Annotated in this window: 15 protein-coding genes and 1 tRNA gene; 8 read left to right on the top strand and 8 right to left on the bottom strand. The window is 71.6% G+C overall.

The window, feature by feature from the left end:
- Window positions 1-153: 153 nt before the first annotated feature.
- The gene (locus ACIDOF_RS26185) at window positions 154-1,497 is read left to right on the top strand and encodes a class I SAM-dependent methyltransferase (protein WP_409008547.1); all 1,344 of its coding nucleotides are present in this window, start codon (window positions 154-156) and stop codon (window positions 1,495-1,497) included.
- 147 nt (window positions 1,498-1,644) lie between these two features.
- Here the strand turns inward: ACIDOF_RS26185 and ACIDOF_RS26180 are convergent, their stop codons facing one another.
- Together ACIDOF_RS26180 and ACIDOF_RS26175 are read right to left on the bottom strand one after the other, a co-directional pair.
- The gene (locus tag ACIDOF_RS26180; RefSeq protein WP_409008546.1) at window positions 1,645-4,164 is read right to left on the bottom strand and encodes an ABC transporter permease; all 2,520 of its coding nucleotides are present in this window, start codon (window positions 4,162-4,164) and stop codon (window positions 1,645-1,647) included.
- Window positions 4,165-4,222: 58 nt separating this feature from the next.
- A complete protein-coding gene (locus ACIDOF_RS26175; protein WP_409008545.1) occupies window positions 4,223-4,993 on the bottom strand; it encodes an ABC transporter ATP-binding protein in 771 nt (256 codons plus the stop codon).
- A 379-nt stretch (window positions 4,994-5,372) separates the two neighbouring features.
- On the opposite strand from ACIDOF_RS26175, the gene ACIDOF_RS26170 reads away from it, so the two are divergent.
- A tRNA-Leu gene (locus tag ACIDOF_RS26170) sits at window positions 5,373-5,455 on the top strand.
- 42 nt (window positions 5,456-5,497) lie between these two features.
- Here the strand turns inward: ACIDOF_RS26170 and ACIDOF_RS26165 are convergent.
- Window positions 5,498-5,977: a carboxymuconolactone decarboxylase family protein gene (locus ACIDOF_RS26165; protein WP_409008544.1), complete on the bottom strand. Its 480-nt coding sequence runs from the start codon at window positions 5,975-5,977 to the stop codon at window positions 5,498-5,500.
- Between the two features lie 119 nt (window positions 5,978-6,096).
- On the opposite strand from ACIDOF_RS26165, the gene ACIDOF_RS26160 reads away from it, so the two are divergent.
- From ACIDOF_RS26160 to ACIDOF_RS26150, 3 genes are all read left to right on the top strand, one after another.
- Complete coding sequence (locus ACIDOF_RS26160; protein ID WP_409008543.1) at window positions 6,097-7,089, top strand: pirin family protein; 993 nt, start codon at window positions 6,097-6,099, stop codon at window positions 7,087-7,089.
- A gap of 58 nt (window positions 7,090-7,147) precedes the next feature.
- Complete coding sequence (locus ACIDOF_RS26155) at window positions 7,148-7,486, top strand: GNAT family N-acetyltransferase (RefSeq protein ID WP_409008542.1); 339 nt, start codon at window positions 7,148-7,150, stop codon at window positions 7,484-7,486.
- Between the two features lie 115 nt (window positions 7,487-7,601).
- A complete protein-coding gene (locus tag ACIDOF_RS26150) occupies window positions 7,602-8,504 on the top strand; it encodes a Bax inhibitor-1/YccA family protein (RefSeq protein WP_409008541.1) in 903 nt (300 codons plus the stop codon).
- A 99-nt stretch (window positions 8,505-8,603) separates the two neighbouring features.
- Here ACIDOF_RS26150 and ACIDOF_RS26145 read toward each other — a convergent pair whose 3' ends face one another.
- Window positions 8,604-8,834 (bottom strand): DUF4287 domain-containing protein, encoded by a 231-nt coding sequence (locus ACIDOF_RS26145; RefSeq protein WP_409008540.1) that lies wholly within the window; start codon window positions 8,832-8,834, stop codon window positions 8,604-8,606.
- Window positions 8,835-8,932: 98 nt separating this feature from the next.
- Here ACIDOF_RS26145 and ACIDOF_RS26140 point away from each other — a divergent pair, with 98 nt between their 5' ends.
- Entirely contained in the window at window positions 8,933-9,244 is a 312-nt protein-coding gene (locus ACIDOF_RS26140) for a hypothetical protein (protein ID WP_409008539.1), read from the top strand.
- 73 nt (window positions 9,245-9,317) lie between these two features.
- Here ACIDOF_RS26140 and ACIDOF_RS26135 read toward each other — a convergent pair whose 3' ends face one another.
- The 3 genes from ACIDOF_RS26135 to ACIDOF_RS26125 form a co-directional block, all read right to left on the bottom strand.
- Entirely contained in the window at window positions 9,318-10,184 is an 867-nt protein-coding gene (locus tag ACIDOF_RS26135; RefSeq protein ID WP_409008538.1) for a hypothetical protein, read from the bottom strand.
- Between the two features lie 270 nt (window positions 10,185-10,454).
- Window positions 10,455-11,675, bottom strand: a complete 1,221-nt coding sequence (locus ACIDOF_RS26130; protein ID WP_409008537.1) for an acetyl-CoA C-acetyltransferase — start codon at window positions 11,673-11,675, stop codon at window positions 10,455-10,457.
- Window positions 11,676-11,784: 109 nt separating this feature from the next.
- The gene (locus ACIDOF_RS26125) at window positions 11,785-12,969 is read right to left on the bottom strand and encodes an SGNH/GDSL hydrolase family protein (protein WP_409008536.1); all 1,185 of its coding nucleotides are present in this window, start codon (window positions 12,967-12,969) and stop codon (window positions 11,785-11,787) included.
- 206 nt (window positions 12,970-13,175) lie between these two features.
- On the opposite strand from ACIDOF_RS26125, the gene ACIDOF_RS26120 reads away from it, so the two are divergent.
- Window positions 13,176-14,570 (top strand): cystathionine beta-synthase, encoded by a 1,395-nt coding sequence (locus tag ACIDOF_RS26120; RefSeq protein ID WP_409008535.1) that lies wholly within the window; start codon window positions 13,176-13,178, stop codon window positions 14,568-14,570.
- A gap of 406 nt (window positions 14,571-14,976) precedes the next feature.
- Here ACIDOF_RS26120 and ACIDOF_RS26115 read toward each other — a convergent pair whose 3' ends face one another.
- A complete protein-coding gene (locus ACIDOF_RS26115) occupies window positions 14,977-16,380 on the bottom strand; it encodes a purine-cytosine permease family protein (protein WP_409008534.1) in 1,404 nt (467 codons plus the stop codon).
- A gap of 149 nt (window positions 16,381-16,529) precedes the next feature.
- Here ACIDOF_RS26115 and ACIDOF_RS26110 point away from each other — a divergent pair, with 149 nt between their 5' ends.
- Window positions 16,530-17,366 (top strand): MurR/RpiR family transcriptional regulator, encoded by an 837-nt coding sequence (locus ACIDOF_RS26110; RefSeq protein WP_409008533.1) that lies wholly within the window; start codon window positions 16,530-16,532, stop codon window positions 17,364-17,366.
- Window positions 17,367-17,372 lie beyond the last annotated feature (6 nt).

Raw genomic sequence — 17,372 nt, 5'->3', positions numbered from 1 at the left:
GGTTTCCGCGTACTTCTGGGACCCCCGGGGCGGACTGGCTGCCTCAGGCAACTGTTTTGCGATCCCTTTATGCCACAACGGGACTGCGCGCACCCCCTGTTGGTGTTTACGTGGTGTTGGACCTACCGGTAGCTACCAGGAAGGTGACACGCCATGGCAGACGCCGCGCTGCGGCTGAGGACCCTCGCCGAGCAACTCCTCGGAGCCCCGCTCCCCGTCCGCGTCCGCGCCTGGGACGGCAGCGAAGCCGGCCCGCCCGTCTCCCGCCACCGCCCTTCCACGGAAGCGCTGCGCGCTGCCCCTGCCGATTCCAGCGCCCCCACCCTCGTCGTACGCAACCGCCGCGCCCTGCGCCGGATCCTCTTCAAGCCCGGCGAACTCGGCCTCGCGCGCGCCTGGGTGGCCGGTGACCTGGACGTCGACGGGGACCTCTACCAAGCCCTCGACCTGATGGCCGGGCTGATCTGGGAGCGCGGCGAGGACGCGGTCCGCCCGTCCCTGCGCGACCCGGACACCCGCGCCGCGGTCCGCGAGCTGCTCGCCCTCGCCGGGCCCCTGCTGCTGCCCCCGGCGCCGCCCGCCGAGGAGGTCGGCCGGCGCAGCGGCCCGCTGCACACCAAGATCCGCGACCGCCAGGCCATCAGCCACCACTACGACGTCGGCAACGACTTCTACGAGCTGGTCCTCGGCCCGTCCATGGTCTACTCGTGCGCCTACTGGGACTCCCCGGACGCGACCCTGGAGGACGCCCAGCGGGACAAGCTCGAACTCATCTGCCGCAAGCTGGAGTTGACGCCCGGGCAGCGGCTGCTCGACGTCGGCTGCGGCTGGGGCTCCCTCGCCGTGCACGCGGCCCGCGAGCACGGCGTGCAGGTCGTCGGCGTCACGCTCTCCCAGGAGCAGGCCGCGTACGCCCGCAAGCGGATCGCCGACGAGGGGCTCACCGACCGGATCGAGATCCGCGTCCAGGACTACCGCGACGTCCGGGACGGCCCGTACGACGCGATCTCCTCCGTCGGGATGGCCGAACACGTCGGCTCGGTGCGGTACTTGGAGTACGCGCACGACCTGTACGCCCTCCTGAAGCCCGGCGGGCGGCTCCTCAACCACCAGATCGCCCGGCGGCCCGTCCAGGACGAGTCGGGGTACAGCGTGGACGCCTTCATCGACGCCTACGTCTTCCCCGACGGCGAGCTGGCCCCCGTGGGCCGTACGGTCTCGCTTCTGGAGGACGCCGGGTTCGAGGTGCGGGACGTGGAGGCGATCCGCGAGCACTACGCGCTGACGCTGCGGGCCTGGGTGGCGCGGCTTGAGGGGGCGTGGACTCGGGCCCTCGACCTGGTCTCGCCGGGCCGGGCGCGGGTGTGGCGCCTCTACATGGCCGCTTCCGCGCTGGCCTTCGAGCGGAACCGGATCGGCGTGAACCAGGTGCTGGCGGTCCGGACTCCGGAGTCCGGGACGTCCGGGATGCCGCTGCGGGCGCGGGACTGGCGGTAGCCGGGGCTCCGCCCCGCGCCCCGTCAGGGGCGCGGGGAACTGCGCGCTCAGCCACGACGGCGCCGCAGGCTTTCGGGAAGGGGCGGGGAGGGGAAGAAGAAGGCCCGGGCACGACGTGTGCGCGCCCGGGCCCCGACTTCCGTACCCCTACTCCGCCTTGATCGCCGACAGCATGTTCAACCGGGCCGCCCGCCGCGCCGGCCACAGCGCGGCCAGGACGCCCACCGCAGCCGCCAGGGCGAGGAACAGGCCCATGCGGTCCCACGGCAGGATCAGCTCGTACGTCGCGAGGGACGGGGCGATCAGCTCGCCCGCCGCCCAGCCGAAGAACACGCCGAGCCCGATGCCGAGCACTCCGCCGAACAGCGAGATCACCAGGGACTCCAGGCGGACCATCCGCTTGACGCCCTTGCGGTCGAGCCCGATCGCGCGCAGCATCCCGATCTCCTGGGACCGCTCGAAGACCGACATGGCCAGGGTGTTGATCACGCCGAGCACGGCGACGACGACGGCCATGGCGAGCAGCCCGTACAGCATGTTCAGCATCAGCGTGAACATCTGGGCGATGCCGTCGGAGATGTCCTTGCGGTCCTCGACGGCGACGGCCGGGTTGTCGCCGAGGGCCGCGCGGATCGCGTCCTTGGTGGCGGGCGTCGCGCCGTCGGAGGTCTTGACGAGGACCCGCATGTCGCTGATCTCCCGCTGGTGCGGGGCGAGTTGGCCCTTGTCGAGCATGATGCCGCGGAGCATCTCGTTGCCCTCGTAGACGCCGCTGACCCGCAGCGTGCCCTTCTTGCCGTCCTCGTACGTGACGGTGAACCGGGAGCCGGTGTGCCAGCCGTGCCGCTTCGCGGTGTCGCTGTCGACGACGGCGGTGCCGGCGCCGAGCCCGGACCACGAGCCCTGCGTGAACTCGGGTGCGGCAAGGGAGCCGATGGTCTTCGCGTCGACGCCCGTCAGGTACTCCTGCTCGCCGCCGATCCGTGCGGGCGAGTTGCGCAGCGGACTGGTGGCGGTGACGCCGTCGAGGTCCTTGAGCTTCTTCTCCACGTCCGGCGAGAGCGTGCTGAAGTTCTGCATCGAGACCGCGTAGTCGGCCCGCATCGAGTCCGTGGCCATCCGGCCGATGGACTTCTGGGCGCTGCCCGCGATCACGGTCATGCCGGTGATCAGGGTGAGCCCGATCATCAGGGCCGACGCGGTGGCCGCCGTACGCCGCGGGTTGCGCACCGAGTTCTGCCGGGCGAGCTTCCCGGAGACCCCGAAGACCTTCAGGAGCGGGGCGGCCGCGGCGATCACCGGCCGGGACAGCAGCGGCGTCAGGACGAACACGCCGACCAGGAGCAGCGCGGCGCCCAGGCCCATCGGCAGCTTGCCGTCGTCGCCCATCCGCGTGCCGGCGAGCACGGCGGCGATGCCGGCGGCGGAGAGGAGAGCGCCGACGGTGTTGCGGACGACGAGGGACTTGGTGGTCGCGGTCGCGTGGACGCTGTTCATCGCGGCGACCGGCGGGATCTTCGCGGCGCGGCGGCCCGGCAGCCAGGCGGCGAGCATCGTCACCACGACGCCGACGACCAGCGAGGTCAGCACGGTGGACGGCGAGACGACCAGCGGTCCGTCCGGCACGGTCCCGCCGAACGAGCCCATCAGGGCCCGCAGTCCGGCCCCGATGCCGACGCCCGCGGCGAGGCCGACCACGCCCGCGACCGCGCCGACCACGAACGCCTCGATCAGCACGGACCGGGTGACCTGGCGGCGGGAGGCGCCCACGGCGCGCATCAGGGCGAGCTCCTTGGTGCGCTGGGCGACGAGCATGGTGAAGGTGTTGGCGATGATGAAGATGCCGACGAAGAGGGAGATCCCGGCGAAGGCGAGCAGGCCGGTCTGCATGCCGCTCATGCCGTTCTCGATCTGCTTCGCCTGCTCGTCGGCGAGCGCGGCGCCGGTGGTGGCCTCGGCGGTCTTCGGCAGCACCTTCTCGATCTCGGACTTCAGCGCGGCCTGGCTGGTGCCGGGCGCGGCCTGTACGTCGATCTCGCTGAACTCGCCGGACTGCCCGTACAGCTTCTGCGCGGTCGCCGTGTCGAACAGGGCGAGGCTGCCGCCCGCGGCGACGTTGCCGTCGTCGGTGGTGAAGATGCCGGAGACCTTCGGCGTGAGGACGGGCCCGTCGACGGACATCCGCACGGTGTCGCCGACCTTGAACCCGGCGCGCTCGGCGGTCTTCGCGTCGAGGGCGATCTCGTCGGCGCCGGACGGGGCGCGGCCCTCCTTCATCGGGTACCGGGAGTCGTCGTCGCCGTAGTAGTTGGCGCCGGTGGTCGACCAGCCCTCGCCGATCAGCTTGCCGTCCTTGTCGGCGAGCGCGGCGAAGCCGGAGACGCTGCCGGTCGCGGAGGCGGCGCCGGGCACGCTGCCGGCCTGGTCGAGCAGCTCCTGGCTGAGCCGCGGCGCGTAGCCGGGCCGGTCCTCGGCGCCGGACTTCGGCTGCACGGCGACGTCGACGTGCTCGAAGCCCTTGGCGGAGCTCTTCTGGAACGCGTCGGAGACGGTGTGGGTGAAGACGAGGGTGCCGGACACGAAGGCCACGCCGAGGAGTACGGCGAGCACGGTCATCAGCAGCCTGGCCTTGTGCGCGAGCACGTTGCGCAAGGCGGTACGGAACATGGTTCCCGAGGTCCTGTTCTGGAAGTCGGAGGAAGTCAGTGCGGGTGGCTGCTGCGGCTCAGCTGGTCCGGCCCTTGGCGTCGAAACGCTTCATGCGGTCCAGGACCGACTCGGCGGTCGGCTCGCGGAGCTCGTCGACGATGCGGCCGTCGGCGAGGAACACGACGCGGTCCGCGTAGCCGGCGGCCACCGGGTCGTGCGTGACCATGACGACGGTCTGGCCCAACTCCCGTACGGAGTTGCGGAGGAAGCCGAGGACCTCGGCGCCGGAGCGGGAGTCCAGGTTGCCGGTCGGCTCGTCGCCGAACACGATGTCGGGCTTGGAGGCGAGGGCGCGGGCCACGGCGACGCGCTGCTGCTGGCCGCCGGAGAGCTCGCTCGGCCGGTGCCCGAGCCGCCCGGACAGGCCCACCATGTGGATGACCTGCTCGACCCACTGCTTGTCGGGCCTGCGCCCGGCGATGTCCATGGGGAGCGTGATGTTCTCGTACGCGGTGAGGGTGGGCAGCAGGTTGAAGGCCTGGAAGATGAAGCCGATCTTGTCGCGGCGGAGCCGGGTCAGCTGCTTGTCCTTCAGGGACGCGAGCTCGGTGTCGCCGATGCGCACGGAGCCGGAGCTGAACGAGTCGAGCCCGGCGACGCAGTGCATCAGGGTCGACTTGCCGGACCCGGACGGGCCCATGATCGCGGTGAACTCGGCCTGCCGGAAGTCCACCGTGACCCGGTCGAGGGCGACGACCTGGGTCTCGCCCTGGCCGTAGACCTTGGTCAGCTCGGTGGCACGCGCGGCTACTGCGGTCGCCTGGTGAGCGACGGGGGTGGTGGTCACGGGTGGGGGCTCCTGTCGGCACGACGTCAACTTCTCGTTTCCATCGTGCTGGCGGATCCGGGCCCGGAAGTCAGCCCCAGCGCTCGTTCGCCGCTTCCTCTTCAGGCTGACCGAAGGGGGCGGTCGTCATACCTGGGGAGGACCCCCGACCCTGAGCCGGCTCGCCGTTCACCCCCGGACGGGGCGACAGAATTCCGTCATTCCGCTACGGGCCGTCCACACCTGTGAGGGGCCGTTCCGTAAGCCTCGAAGACCGCTTCCGGGCGCTGACGCACCCTCAGACGTCAATAAAACAAGACAACATCGGGCTGTAGTTCGGCCGTTCGGGGGATGCCTCCCGATAGGCTCAGGACCCCGCACACCGCGGAGTCCACGGCCTGCCCGGATGGTGGAATGCAGACACGGCGAGCTTAAACCTCGCTGCCCCTCGGGGGCGTACCGGTTCAAATCCGGTTCCGGGCACCTCTCCATCCACCCCCCGGCGTCCCGCGCCCCGGACAGGGGCTAGCGCTCCTGCACGGGATGCCCGCTGAGGACCGAGACCCGGTTGAAGGCGTTGATGGTGACCGCCACCCAGATCACCGCCGAGATCTGGTCCTCGTCCAGCACCGCGCGGGCGGCGGCGTACGCCTCGTCCCGCAGGGCCGCGTCGGCCGGTGCCGTGGTCGACTCCGCGAGGGCGAGGGCCGCGCGCTCGCGGGGCGTGAAGACCTGGGTGTCCCGCCAGGCGGCGAGCACGCCGAGCCGCTGACTCGTCTCGCCCGCCCGAAGGGCCGCCCGGGTGTGCACGTCGAGGCAGTACGCGCAACGGTTGATCTGGGAGACGCGCAGGTTGACCAGCTCCACCAGGCGCCGGTCGAGCCCCGCCTCCGCCGCGGTCGCGCGCACGGCCTCCGAGGTCTGGACGAGTGCGCGGTACGCGGCGGGGCTCTGCTTGTCGACGTAGACCCGGCTGGGGTCGGTGTGGACGGCCTGCTCGGTCAAGTCGCGCTCCTTGGAGGGGAGTCGGGGCGGCGCACCGGGTGAGGTGTACGTTCCGGTGGCGCCGACCTATGATCACCGGTAGAAGTTGAATATAAAACAATTCTGGAGGGTGGTCCACGGTGAGCAATGTCGAGACGAAACCCATGGAGCTGCGCTGCGGCGCCTCCGTGGACGGCGGTCACCCGGCCGACGCCGCGGCCCGCGTCGAGGTCCTGACCGCGCGCGACGTCCCCCTCGGCGGACCGCGCGCCATGACCGTACGCCGTACGCTCCCGCAGCGCGCCCGCACCCTCATCGGCGCCTGGTGCTTCGCGGACCACTACGGGCCCGACGACGTCGCCGCGACCGGCGGCATGGACGTCGCCCCGCACCCGCACATCGGCCTGCAGACCGTCAGCTGGCTGTTCAGCGGCGAGATCGAGCACCGCGACAGCCTCGGCAGCCACGCCTTCGTGCGGCCCGGCGAGCTGAACCTGATGACCGGCGGCCACGGCATCTGCCACTCGGAGACCTCCACGCCGGACACCACCGTCCTGCACGGCGTCCAGCTCTGGGTGGCCCTGCCGGAGCAACACCGGGACGCGGCACGGGACTTCCAGCACTACGCGCCCGAGCAGGTGCACGTCGACGGCGCCGCCGTCCGCGTCTTCCTCGGCTCGCTCGCCGGCCAGGACTCCCCGGTGACCACGTTCACCCCGCTGCTCGGCGCCGAGCTCGTCCTCGAACCCCGCGCGAGCCTCACCCTCGACGTCGACCCCGGCTTCGAGCACGGCCTCCTGGTCGACCAGGGCCTCGTGCGGTTCGCCGGCGCCGAGGTGCGCCGGGCCGACCTCGGGTACGTGCACCCCGGCCTGGACTCGCTCACCCTGACCAACCTCACGGACGAGCCGGCCCGGGCCGTGCTGCTCGGCGGCCCGCCCTTCGACGAGGAGATCGTCATGTGGTGGAACTTCATCGGCCGCAGCCACGACGACATCGCGCGCGCCCGCGAGGACTGGGAGAACGCCACCGACCGCTTCGGCGCCGTCGAGGGCTACCCGGGCGACCGCCTGCCCGCCCCCGCCCTGCCGAACGCCGTCATCACCCCGCGCCGCAACCCGCCGCGCGCCTGACCCCCGTACGCCGTAACTCCGCAGTACCCCGCATTCCCGTACGACCTGAGGAGGACCCATGACCGGGACCGAGACCGCGGCGACCGTGCGCCGGGTGGACGACGAGCAGCTCTACGAGATCGTCGTCGACGGCGAGCGCGCCGGGCTCACCGCCTACCGCGACCACGGCGACCAGCGCGTCTTCTACCACACCGAGACCGCAGAGGCGTACGCCGGACAGGGCCTCGCCGGGCGCCTCGTGCGGGAGGCGCTCACCGACGTGCGGGCCGCGGGGAAGCGGTTCGTCCCGGTATGCCCGTACGTCAAGAAGTTCCTCGCGAAGCACGAGGAGTTCGCGGACATCGCCGACCCCGTGACGCCCGAGATTCTGCACTGGATCCGGGAACAGCTGGGCTGACCCCTGTCGTTCTCAGGGTGCGGACGGAAAGATCCTCCCCGAGCACTAGGGTGCATCTTTTGCTTACGCATTACTCTTGTCGTAAGGCCACGCAGGGTGGCCATGGAGGAGTGAAATGAGGAGCAGCAACCCGGTCTTCTCGCGACGGGGGTTCAGCCGCGACAACGGCTACGCGGGCTTCGGCTCGGCGCCGCAGGCCGGGGGCCCCGCGGTCGGTACCCAGGGCAACCCGTACGCGGGCGGCAACCCGTACGCGGGCGGTAACCCGTACGCCCAGGCGCCGACGAACCCGTACGCGCAGAACCCCTACGCGCAGCAGGACCTCCAGTACGGCGCCCCGCAGGCTCCGGTCAGCACCAGCGGCAAGATGACGATGGACGACGTCGTCATGCGGACGGGCATGACGCTCGGCCTCGTGATCGCCGGCGCCACCGTCGCCTGGGTGATGAACGTCGGCCTCGGCATCGCCATCGGCGCCGCGCTCATCGCGATGGTGCTCGGTCTCGTGCAGTCGTTCAAGCGCAAGGCCAACCCGGCGCTGATCCTGGCGTACGCCGCCTTCGAGGGTGTCTTCCTCGGCGCGATCAGCAACTACATCAACACGTACGTCGCCGAGGGCGCGGCCATGCAGGCCGTGCTCGGCACGATGGCCGTCTTCGTCACGATGCTGGTGCTCTACAAGACCCGCATCGTCCGTGTGACGTCCCGCTTCACCCGCTACCTGATGATCGCGACGACCGCGTTCCTGGTGCTGACCGCCGTGAACCTGCTGTTCATGGTGTTCGGCGGCGGTGACGGCCTGGGCTTCCGCAGCGGCCCCCTGGGCATCGTCTTCGGCATCGTCGGCATCCTGCTCGGCGCCTTCTTCCTCGCCCTGGACTTCAAGCAGGTCGAGGACGGCATCGCGTACGGCGCTCCGCGCGAGGAGTCCTGGCTGGCCGCCTTCGGTCTGACCATGACCCTGGTGTGGATCTACCTGGAGATGCTGCGCCTGATCTCCATCCTGAACAGCGACTGACGCACGTCCCGGTCGTGACAAGGGCCCGCGAAGCGAATGCTTCGCGGGCCCTTCGTCGTGTCGGGAGAGTGGTCGGGGGCGGGTCTGACCTGCGCGGACTCACTTCAGTCTGCGCGCGGCCCGCCTCATGTCGTGCTCGTGGACGAGCGCCTTGGCGTGCCCGTACGCGAGGTCGTACTCCGCGCGGAGCCAGCTGACCTTCTCGTCGAAACGGAGGAAGGACGGGCCGTCGTCGAGCTTGCGAAGCCACTCGGCGACCTCGCGGCCGGTGCAGTGCGGGATGCGGGAGAGCAGGTTGCGGTGGGTCTCCTCGGAGAAGACTAGGGACATCGGCGCCTCCGGACGCTGTCGATGCGAGTCCTTCCCGTCACCGTGCCTCAGCGACCCGGTGTTGGCAACAGCCCCGGAAGGGCGCATAGGGTCGCAGAGTGCTTGATACGACGCCCCTGACGGATGCCGTGGACCAGTTCGCCGACCGCCTGCGGGCCGCCCCGGAGAGCCGTCTGCAGCGCGCCGCCGCACCCGAAGCCCGTGCGCTGGCCCGCGAGTTGGCGGTGCGCGCGCAGTCCCTGGAGGACCCGGAGACCGAGCCGCGGGAGATGCCCGACGCGGGTCTGTTCGCGGTCGCCGACCAAGTCACCGTCGCGGGGCGCGACTTGGCCCTCGTGTTGACGGACGAGGAGCAGCTCGCGGAGGCCGTCGCCCTCGTCCAGGAAGCGCAGAAACGCGCCGGAGTGTGATCACTCCGGCGCGTGTGCGGTACGTGCGTGGGGGCTGTGGCCCCTGGGGCGCCCGGGCCTGCGGGGGTGCGGCTCAGGCGGAGGCTATGACGCGGTCGGCCAGGATGTAGACGTTCTCCTCGCCGCAGCCGAACGTCAGCGTGTACGCGCCGGAGACGCCGGAGCCGCCGAGCAGCACCGGGGTCTCGCCCGCGTGCAGGGCCGCGGCCAGACGCTCCGCGGTCTCGCGGTGGCCGGGGGTCATGCACAGCGTCGTACCGTCCGTGAAGACGTACACGTCGAGGGTGCCGAGGGGGCCGGGGCGGACGTCGGAGAGCGCGGTGCGGTCCTGGGCGAGCTCCTCCAGGCAGCGCAGCGTGTACTCGTGGTCGCCGGCGGCGCCGTCGCGGATCTGCTGGACCGGGACGAAGTCGGGGTGCGAGGGGTGGCGGCGGCGGGCCGCGGCCAGCTCGGGGGAGTCCTCGGGGAACTCGTCGGCCGCGGCGGCGGCCGGCTCGTCGGCGGGCTCGGCCAGCTCGTGCTGCAGCTCCCGCTCCAGGCCGACGAAGTCCGACTGGCGGGGCAGGAACAGCTCCTCCGCGAGGTGCGGGGGCAGTCCGCCGAGCAGCGACGGGGCGTCGGCGGCGTCGCGGGCCTCCTGCGCGGCCCAGAAGGCGCGCGCCTCGGCGAGCTCGCGCTCCCGCTCCTCGGCCAGGGCCTCGGCGACGGCGGCGCGGATCGCGTCGGTGCCCTGGGCGGGCAGGGCGGAGTCGGCGGCGCCGCGGGCGTGCGGCACGGTGGCGAGGTCGGCGCCGGCGGCCAGGCTCGTGGCGAGCTCGGTGCGCAGGGCGGTGACCTCGGCGAGCTGCTTCCGGAGGCCACGCACGGTGTGCAGTGCGGCGGCTCCCACGGCCGTGGCGGCGGCGGTGGCGAGCAGCAGGGCAAGAGTCATGGCGCTCACTGACGTACTCCCGGTTCCAAGTCGACCCCCGACTTACTACAACAGCTTCCTTGAGACGGCTGAGGGCTGTCAGTGCATTAGGTCACGAAAGGGACAGGTCTTTCTACCCGAGGTTTCTCCCCATAACGCTGTGACCTGCGAAAATGCTAATCCCCCAGGACATAGGTCACATCCTGGGGGAGGTTGTGTCACAGCCCGGACTCAGGGGGTCACAGGGGGTGTGCGAAATGCGCGAGTTGTCCCGTGTGTCCCCCCGAGTCGAGTCGGGTGTCAGCTGAGGCGCTCGATGACCATGGCCATGCCCTGGCCGCCGCCGACGCACATGGTCTCCAGGCCGAACTGCTTGTCGTGGAACTGGAGGCTGTTGATCAGCGTGCCGGTGATGCGGGCGCCGGTCATGCCGAAGGGGTGGCCGACGGCGATGGCGCCGCCGTTGACGTTCAGCTTGTCCTCGTCGATGCCCAAGTCGCGGGCGGACGGGATGACTTGGGCGGCGAAGGCCTCGTTGATCTCGAACAGGTCGATGTCGGAGACGCCGAGCCCGGCACGCTTCAGGGCCTGCTTGGACGCCTCGACCGGGCCGAGGCCCATGATCTCCGGGGACAGGCCGGAGACGCCGGTGGAGACCACGCGGGCCAGCGGCGTCAGGCCCAGCTCGCGGGCCTTGGTGTCGGACATGACGACGAGGGCGGCGGCGCCGTCGTTCAGCGGGCAGCAGTTGCCGGCGGTGACCAGGCCGTCGGGGCGGAAGACCGGCTTCAGGCCGGAGACGCCCTCCATGGTGACGCCGGCGCGCGGGCCGTCGTCCTTGCTGACCACGGTGCCGTCGGGGGTCGTGACGGGGGTGATCTCGCGCTCCCAGAAGCCGTTCTTGATGGCTTCCTCGGCACGGTTCTGCGAGCGCACGCCGAAGGCGTCCATGTCCTCGCGGGTGATGCCCTTCAGGCGGGCGAGGTTCTCGGCGGTCTGGCCCATCGCGATGTACGCGTCCGGCACGAGGCCGTCCTCGCGCGGGTCGTGCCAGGTGGTGCCGGTCTGCTCGGCCACGGCGGCGGTACGGGCCTCGGCCTCGGCGAACAGCGGGTTGTGCGTGTCCGGCAGCGAGTCCGAGTTGCCCTTGGTGAAGCGGGACACCATCTCGACGCCGGCCGAGATGAACACGTCGCCCTCGCCGGCCTTGATGGCGTGCATCGCCATGCGGGTGGTCTGCAGCGAGGAGGAGCAGTAGCGGGTGATCGTGCAGCCCGGCAGGTGGTCCATGCCCATCTGCACGGCGACGATCCGGCCCAGGTTGTTGCCCTGCTCGCCACCCGGCAGACCGCAGCCGAGCATCAGGTCGTCGATGTCCTTCGGGTCCAGCTCGGGGACCTTGGCGAGGGCGGCCTGCACGATCGTCGCGGTCAGGTCGTCCGGGCGGAGGTCCTTCAGGGAGCCCTTGAAGGCGCGGCCGATCGGGGAGCGGGCGGTGGAGACGATCACGGCTTCGGGCATGAGGGGGCTCCCAGAGGTAGGGGCGGCGCGCAGCGCCTCGTACAGGGGTGGTGGTCGGGCTGGCGGGTGGGGGGACCGTACGGGAAGTTACCTGCACGTACGGCGAAGGTCATCGCTCTTGCCGTGTGACACCCGCCTCTTTTCTAAGCGCTTGCTCAGAGTTCTGGGCTTCGTTGTCGGGCCCGTTCCGGGGTGCGGCGGGCGGCCGGGAGTCCGCCCCCGCGGCCTGCGCGTGCTCGTCCTCCGCGTGCGCGTGTTCCGTGGGCTCCGCGTGCCCGGCGCCCGCCGGGGCCTCCGGGGCGTGGATGCGCCGGCGCCTGCGGTGCTTGAGGAGGGCCCACGGGCCGCGCGGCCCGGTCGGCATCGCGGCCGTGACCTCCGTACCGCCCTCGGCCGCCGCCTCCGCCGCCGCGCGGGCGACCGGCAGGAAGCCCTCGTCGCGGGAGGTGTCCGGGCGCTCCTCCTCCGGCCACACGCCGACCGACGCGCACACCGTGGGCAGCACGGCCATCGCCGCCGTCGCGTACCCCTCGGCCGACGGGTGGTAGTTGTCCGGGCCGAACAGCTCGCGCGGGTTGGCCGTGAACTCCGGGCCGAGCAGGTCGCCGAGCGAGACCGTGCGGCCGCCCTGCTCGACCACGCCGATGGTCTGGGCGGCGGCGAGCTGGCGGGAGACGCGGCGGGCGAGCCAGCGCAGCGGCTGGTAGACCTGCTCGACCGAGCCCAGGTCGGGGCAGGTGCCGACGACCACCTCCGCGCCCGCCGTACGCAGCCGCCGCACCGCCGCCGCCAGGTAGCGGACCGAGCGGGTCGGGGGCATGCGGTGGGTGACGTCGTTGGCGCCGATCATGATCACGCAGACGTCGGGCACCGCCGAGGAGTTGGCCAGCAGCAGCGTGACCTGGCGGGCCAGGTCGTCGGACTGCGCGCCCGGGAGCGCCACGTTCCGCAGCAGCACCGGGCGTTCGGCCACCGCCGCGAGGCCCTGCGCGAGGAGCGCGCCCGGCGTCTGCCCGGAGCGGTGCACGCCCTGGCCGGCGGCCGTGGAGTCGCCGAGCAGGGTCAGGCGCAGCGGGGCGCGGGTGTCGGCGGGGTCGAGGAACGCCCTGCCGTACAGGCCGTCGGCGTTCGGCGGCTGCACCGGATCCGCGCCGGGCGCGGTCCCCACGCTCCGTTTCGCCAGCTGCACCTCGGCGAGCAGCACGCCGACCGCCGCGGCGCCCAGAAGCCCGACTCCGCCGCCGCCGTACGCGGCACCCGCGGCGATCCGCCGCGCCACCCTTGCCCTCGACATGGACCGAAGCCACCTCCTCGTAGCGCCGTACATCAACTCCTTGCCCGGTACGTACCGTCGGTCAATCTCCGGTACCTGCGAAGGAGGGGGCGACCCCTGCCGGGACGTGGTCGAAGCGGCCTGAGGGGGATGCGGTCGAAGTGCCGGGACGGACATCGAAATTCCGCTTAGGCTGGCGGCATTCCTAGGGAGAACCGGAGACAACGGTGCAATTCCACGACTCGATGATCAGCCTCGTCGGCAACACCCCGCTGCTGAGGCTCAACAACGTGACCGCCGGCATCAAGGCGACCGTCCTGGCCAAGGTCGAGTACTTCAACCCGGGCGGCTCCGTGAAGGACCGCATCGCGCTGCGCATGATCGAGGCGGCCGAGGAGAGCGGCGAGCTGCAGCCGGGCGGCACCATCGTGGAGCCGACCAGCGGCAACACCGGCGTCGGCCTGGCGATCGTGGCCCAGCAGAAGGGCTACAAGTGCATTTTCGTGTGCCCGGACAAGGTCTCCACGGACAAGATCAACGTGCTGCGGGCGTACGGCGCGGAGGTCGTCGTCTGCCCCACCGCCGTGGACCCGGAGCACCCGGACTCGTACTACAACGTCTCCGACCGGCTCGTCCGGGAGACGCCCGGCGCGTGGAAGCCGGACCAGTACAGCAACCCCAACAACCCGCGCTCGCACTACGAGACGACCGGTCCCGAGCTGTGGGAGCAGACGGAGGGGAAGATCACCCACTTCGTCGCCGGCGTCGGCACCGGCGGCACGATCTCCGGCACCGGCCGCTACCTGAAGGAGGTCAGCGACGGCAAGGTCCGCATCGTCGGCGCCGACCCCGAGGGTTCGGTGTACTCCGGCGGTTCGGGGCGGCCGTATCTCGTCGAGGGCGTCGGTGAGGACTTCTGGCCGACCGCGTACGACCAGAACGTGACCGACGAGATCGTCGCCGTGTCCGACAAGGACTCCTTCCAGATGACCCGGCGCCTCGCCAAGGAGGAGGGCCTGCTCGTCGGCGGCTCCTGCGGCATGGCGGTCGTGGCGGCCCTGAAGGTCGCGGAGGGGCTCGGCCCGGACGACGTGGTCGTGGTGCTGCTCCCGGACTCCGGCCGCGGCTACCTCTCGAAGATCTTCAACGACGAGTGGATGAACGACTACGGCTTCCTGGAGCAGCCCGGTGACGAGCCGCGCGTCGGCGACGTCCTGGAGCACAAGGAGGGCGGCATCCCGAAGCTGGTGCACATGCACCCGGAGGAGACCGTCGGCGAGGCCATCGACGTGCTGCGCGAGTACGGCGTCTCGCAGATGCCGATCGTGAAGCCGGGCGCGGGCCACCCGGACGTGATGGCCGCCGAGGTCATCGGCTCGGTCGTCGAACGCGAGCTGCTCGACGCCCTGTTCACCCAGCGTGCCTCGCTCTCCGACCCGCTGGAGAAGCACATGTCCGACCCGCTCCCGCAGGTCGGCTCGGGCGAGCCGGTGGCCGACCTGATGTCGGTGCTCTCCGCCACGACCGGCGCGGACGCGGCGATCGTCCTGGTCGAGGGCAAGCCGACGGGCGTGGTCAGCCGCCAGGACCTGCTCGCGTTCCTGGCCCGCGAGAAGGCCTGACGGCCGGAACTGGCAGGTACGGGCCCGGTGTTGGGGTTCGGGAAAACGGTACGAGCGCGACACGTCCGCGCAGCACCCGCTTAACACGGCTCCGGCACATTGGTGGATGTCGGCGCACAGGACTCCTCCGGAGCGGCTCCCGGACCTCCTGAACGCCTCGGACGCGAACCGCCGGTCCTGACCCGGCCCGCGTCCCCCGCGGGGACCGCCGTCGTCCCGCCCCCGGTCTCAGGGCCGGGGTGCGGCGGTCCCTGCGGCTTTTTGTTCCCCGCCCCGCCCCTTCCCGGCTGTATCGATGTGCGGCTGGCGCCGCGTGGCTCCGGCGGTGTCCGTCCGGCTTTCCCGCCGTCGTGACTGAGCGCGCAGGTCCCCGCGCCCCTTTCGGGGCGCGATCGCCGCAGGCTGGTCAGCTCACGTGGTCGGCCGTTGCCGGGGTCGGGGCGGGCTCCACGGACCGGCGCCCCCGCCCCGCCACCAGCCAGTACAGCGCCGCCGGCACCAGCAGGCCCACGATCCAGGAGATGTCCGCGCCGCCGAGCGGGGCGACCAGGGGGCCCGTGTAGAAGTGGGTGACCAGGAACGGGAGTTGGACGCCGATGCCGATGGCGTAGACCGTGAGCGCGTCCCAGCGCCAGGCGCCGTAGCGGCCGTTCGGGTCGGAGAGGGCCGGGAGGTCGTACTTTTCGCGGGAGATCAGGTAGTAGTCGACCAGGTTGATCGCCGACCAGGGCGTGAAGAAGGTCAGCAGGAAGAGCAGGAAGTCCTTGAACGCGGTGAGGAAGCTGTCCTTGCCGAGGAGGGCGACGGCCGTGCCCGCGACCATGATGAGCGCGATGTGGACGGCCCGGCCGCGCGGTGAGAGGACCCGCTGGCCGCGGAAGCCGCTGATGCTCGTCACGATCGACATGAAGCCGCCGTACGTGTTCAGGACGTTGATGGTGAGCTTGCCGAGCGCGATCACGAAGTAGAGGAGGGCCGCCACCAGGCCCCCGCCGCCGAGCCCCACCACGTACGACACCTGGTTGTCCATGAACGCGCCGCCCGCCGTCGCCGCGACGAGCACGCCGAACGCCATCGACCACTGCGAGCCGAGCGCCGAGCCGGACAGGGTCCACCAGAACGTGGCGCGGGTCGAGGTCGTACGCGGCAGATAGCGCGAGTAGTCCGCGACGTACGGGCCGAACGCCAGCTGCCAGGAGGCCGAGAGGGAGATCGCGAGCAGGAACATCGGCAGGTCGAAGTGCGCGTCGGCGAGGAGCGTCGCCAGGTCGGCGCGGTCCAGGAGGCGGATGCCGAGGTAGACGAAGGCGAGGGCGCAGATCACGCTGGCGGCGCGGCCGACGGCGTGGATCAGGCGGTAGCCGACGGCGGCCATGAGCCCGGAGACCGCGGCGAAGATCAGGATGCCGGGGGTCTCGCCGAGGTGCGTCAGCTCGCCCACGGCCTGCCCGGCGAGGACGCTGCCGGAGGCGAAGAACCCGACGTACATGAGGATGACGAGGAGCAGCGGCACCACGGCGCCGCGCACCCCGAACTGCGCGCGGGACTGGATCATCTGCGGCAGGCCGAGCTTCGGGCCCTGCGCGGAGTGCAGCGCCATGACGGCCCCGCCGAGCAGGTTGCCGACCGCGAGGCCGATGACCGACCAGACCACGTCGCCGCCGAAGACCACGGCGAGGGCGCCGGTCACGACGGCGGTGATCTGCAGGTTGGCGCCCAGCCAGAGGGTGAACTGGGAGAAGGCGGTACCGTGCCGTTCTTCGTCCGGGACGACGTCGATGGAGCGCTGCTCCAGGAGTGAGCCTGCCATTCGTCCTCCTGCGTCGGAGCTGCTGGAGCCGTGCGGCGGTGCCGTGTTGCTCGGCTGCATATCGTCATGCAGAGTTCTGGGTGGCTGAATATTTTGTCAATACCTCGGCGCGAAAACGCTGCTTACCCGGTTACGAAGGAGGGGGCCCGGTGACGGACAGTCCTGCCGCCCGGCTGCAACAGCTCTTCGAGGGGCACCGCCTCACCCCCACGCAGCGCCGGATCGCCCACTGCATGGTGCGGCGCGCCGCCGAGGTGCCGTTCCTGTCGAGCGTGGAGCTGGCCGAGCTCGCCGGCGTCAGCCAGCCCTCGGTGACGCGCTTCGCGGTGGCCCTCGGCTTCGACGGCTACCCGGCCCTGCGCCGCCACCTCCGCGAGGTCGCCCCGGCCGAACAGGCCCCGGGCGCCGGGGAGTTCAACGAGTACCAGCAGGCGGTCGAGGCCGAGATCGAGAACCTGCGGCACCTCGCCGCCGCCCTCGCCGACCCCGCGCCGGTCGAGCGGGCCGGCGAGCTCCTCGCCGCGTCCCGGCCGCTGCCCGTGCTCGGCCTGCGCGCGGCGGCCTCGCAGGCGTACGGCTTCGCCTACTTCGCGGCCAAGGTGCACCCGGACGTACGGCTCCTCGACGAGGGCGGCACGATGCTCGCCGACCGGATCGACGCCGCCGTACGCGCCGGGGCGACCGCGCTGCTCTGCTTCGCCCTGCCCCGGCACCCGCGCGAGGTGATCGAGACGCTCACCTACGCGCGGGCGGCCGGGCTCACCGTCGTGACGGTGGCGGACAGCGCCTTCGCCCCGGTCGCGAAGGTGTCCGACCTGCTGCTGCCCGCGGCCGTCGGCACGGGCCTCGCCTTCGACACGGCCTGCGCCCCGATGCTCCTCGGCCGCGTCCTCCTGGAGGCCATGGCCGACGCCCTGCCCGACGCCCAGTCCCGCCTGGAGGAGTTCGACACCCGGGCGGCGGAGCGGGGGTTGTTCGTCGAGTAGGCCCCG

This window comes from Streptomyces sp. Da 82-17, assembly GCF_046098215.1.
Classification (GTDB): Bacteria; Actinomycetota; Actinomycetes; order Streptomycetales; family Streptomycetaceae; genus Streptomyces.
Note: the sequence above shows the minus strand (reverse complement) of the source record. Positions and strands in the feature narration are given on the sequence as shown.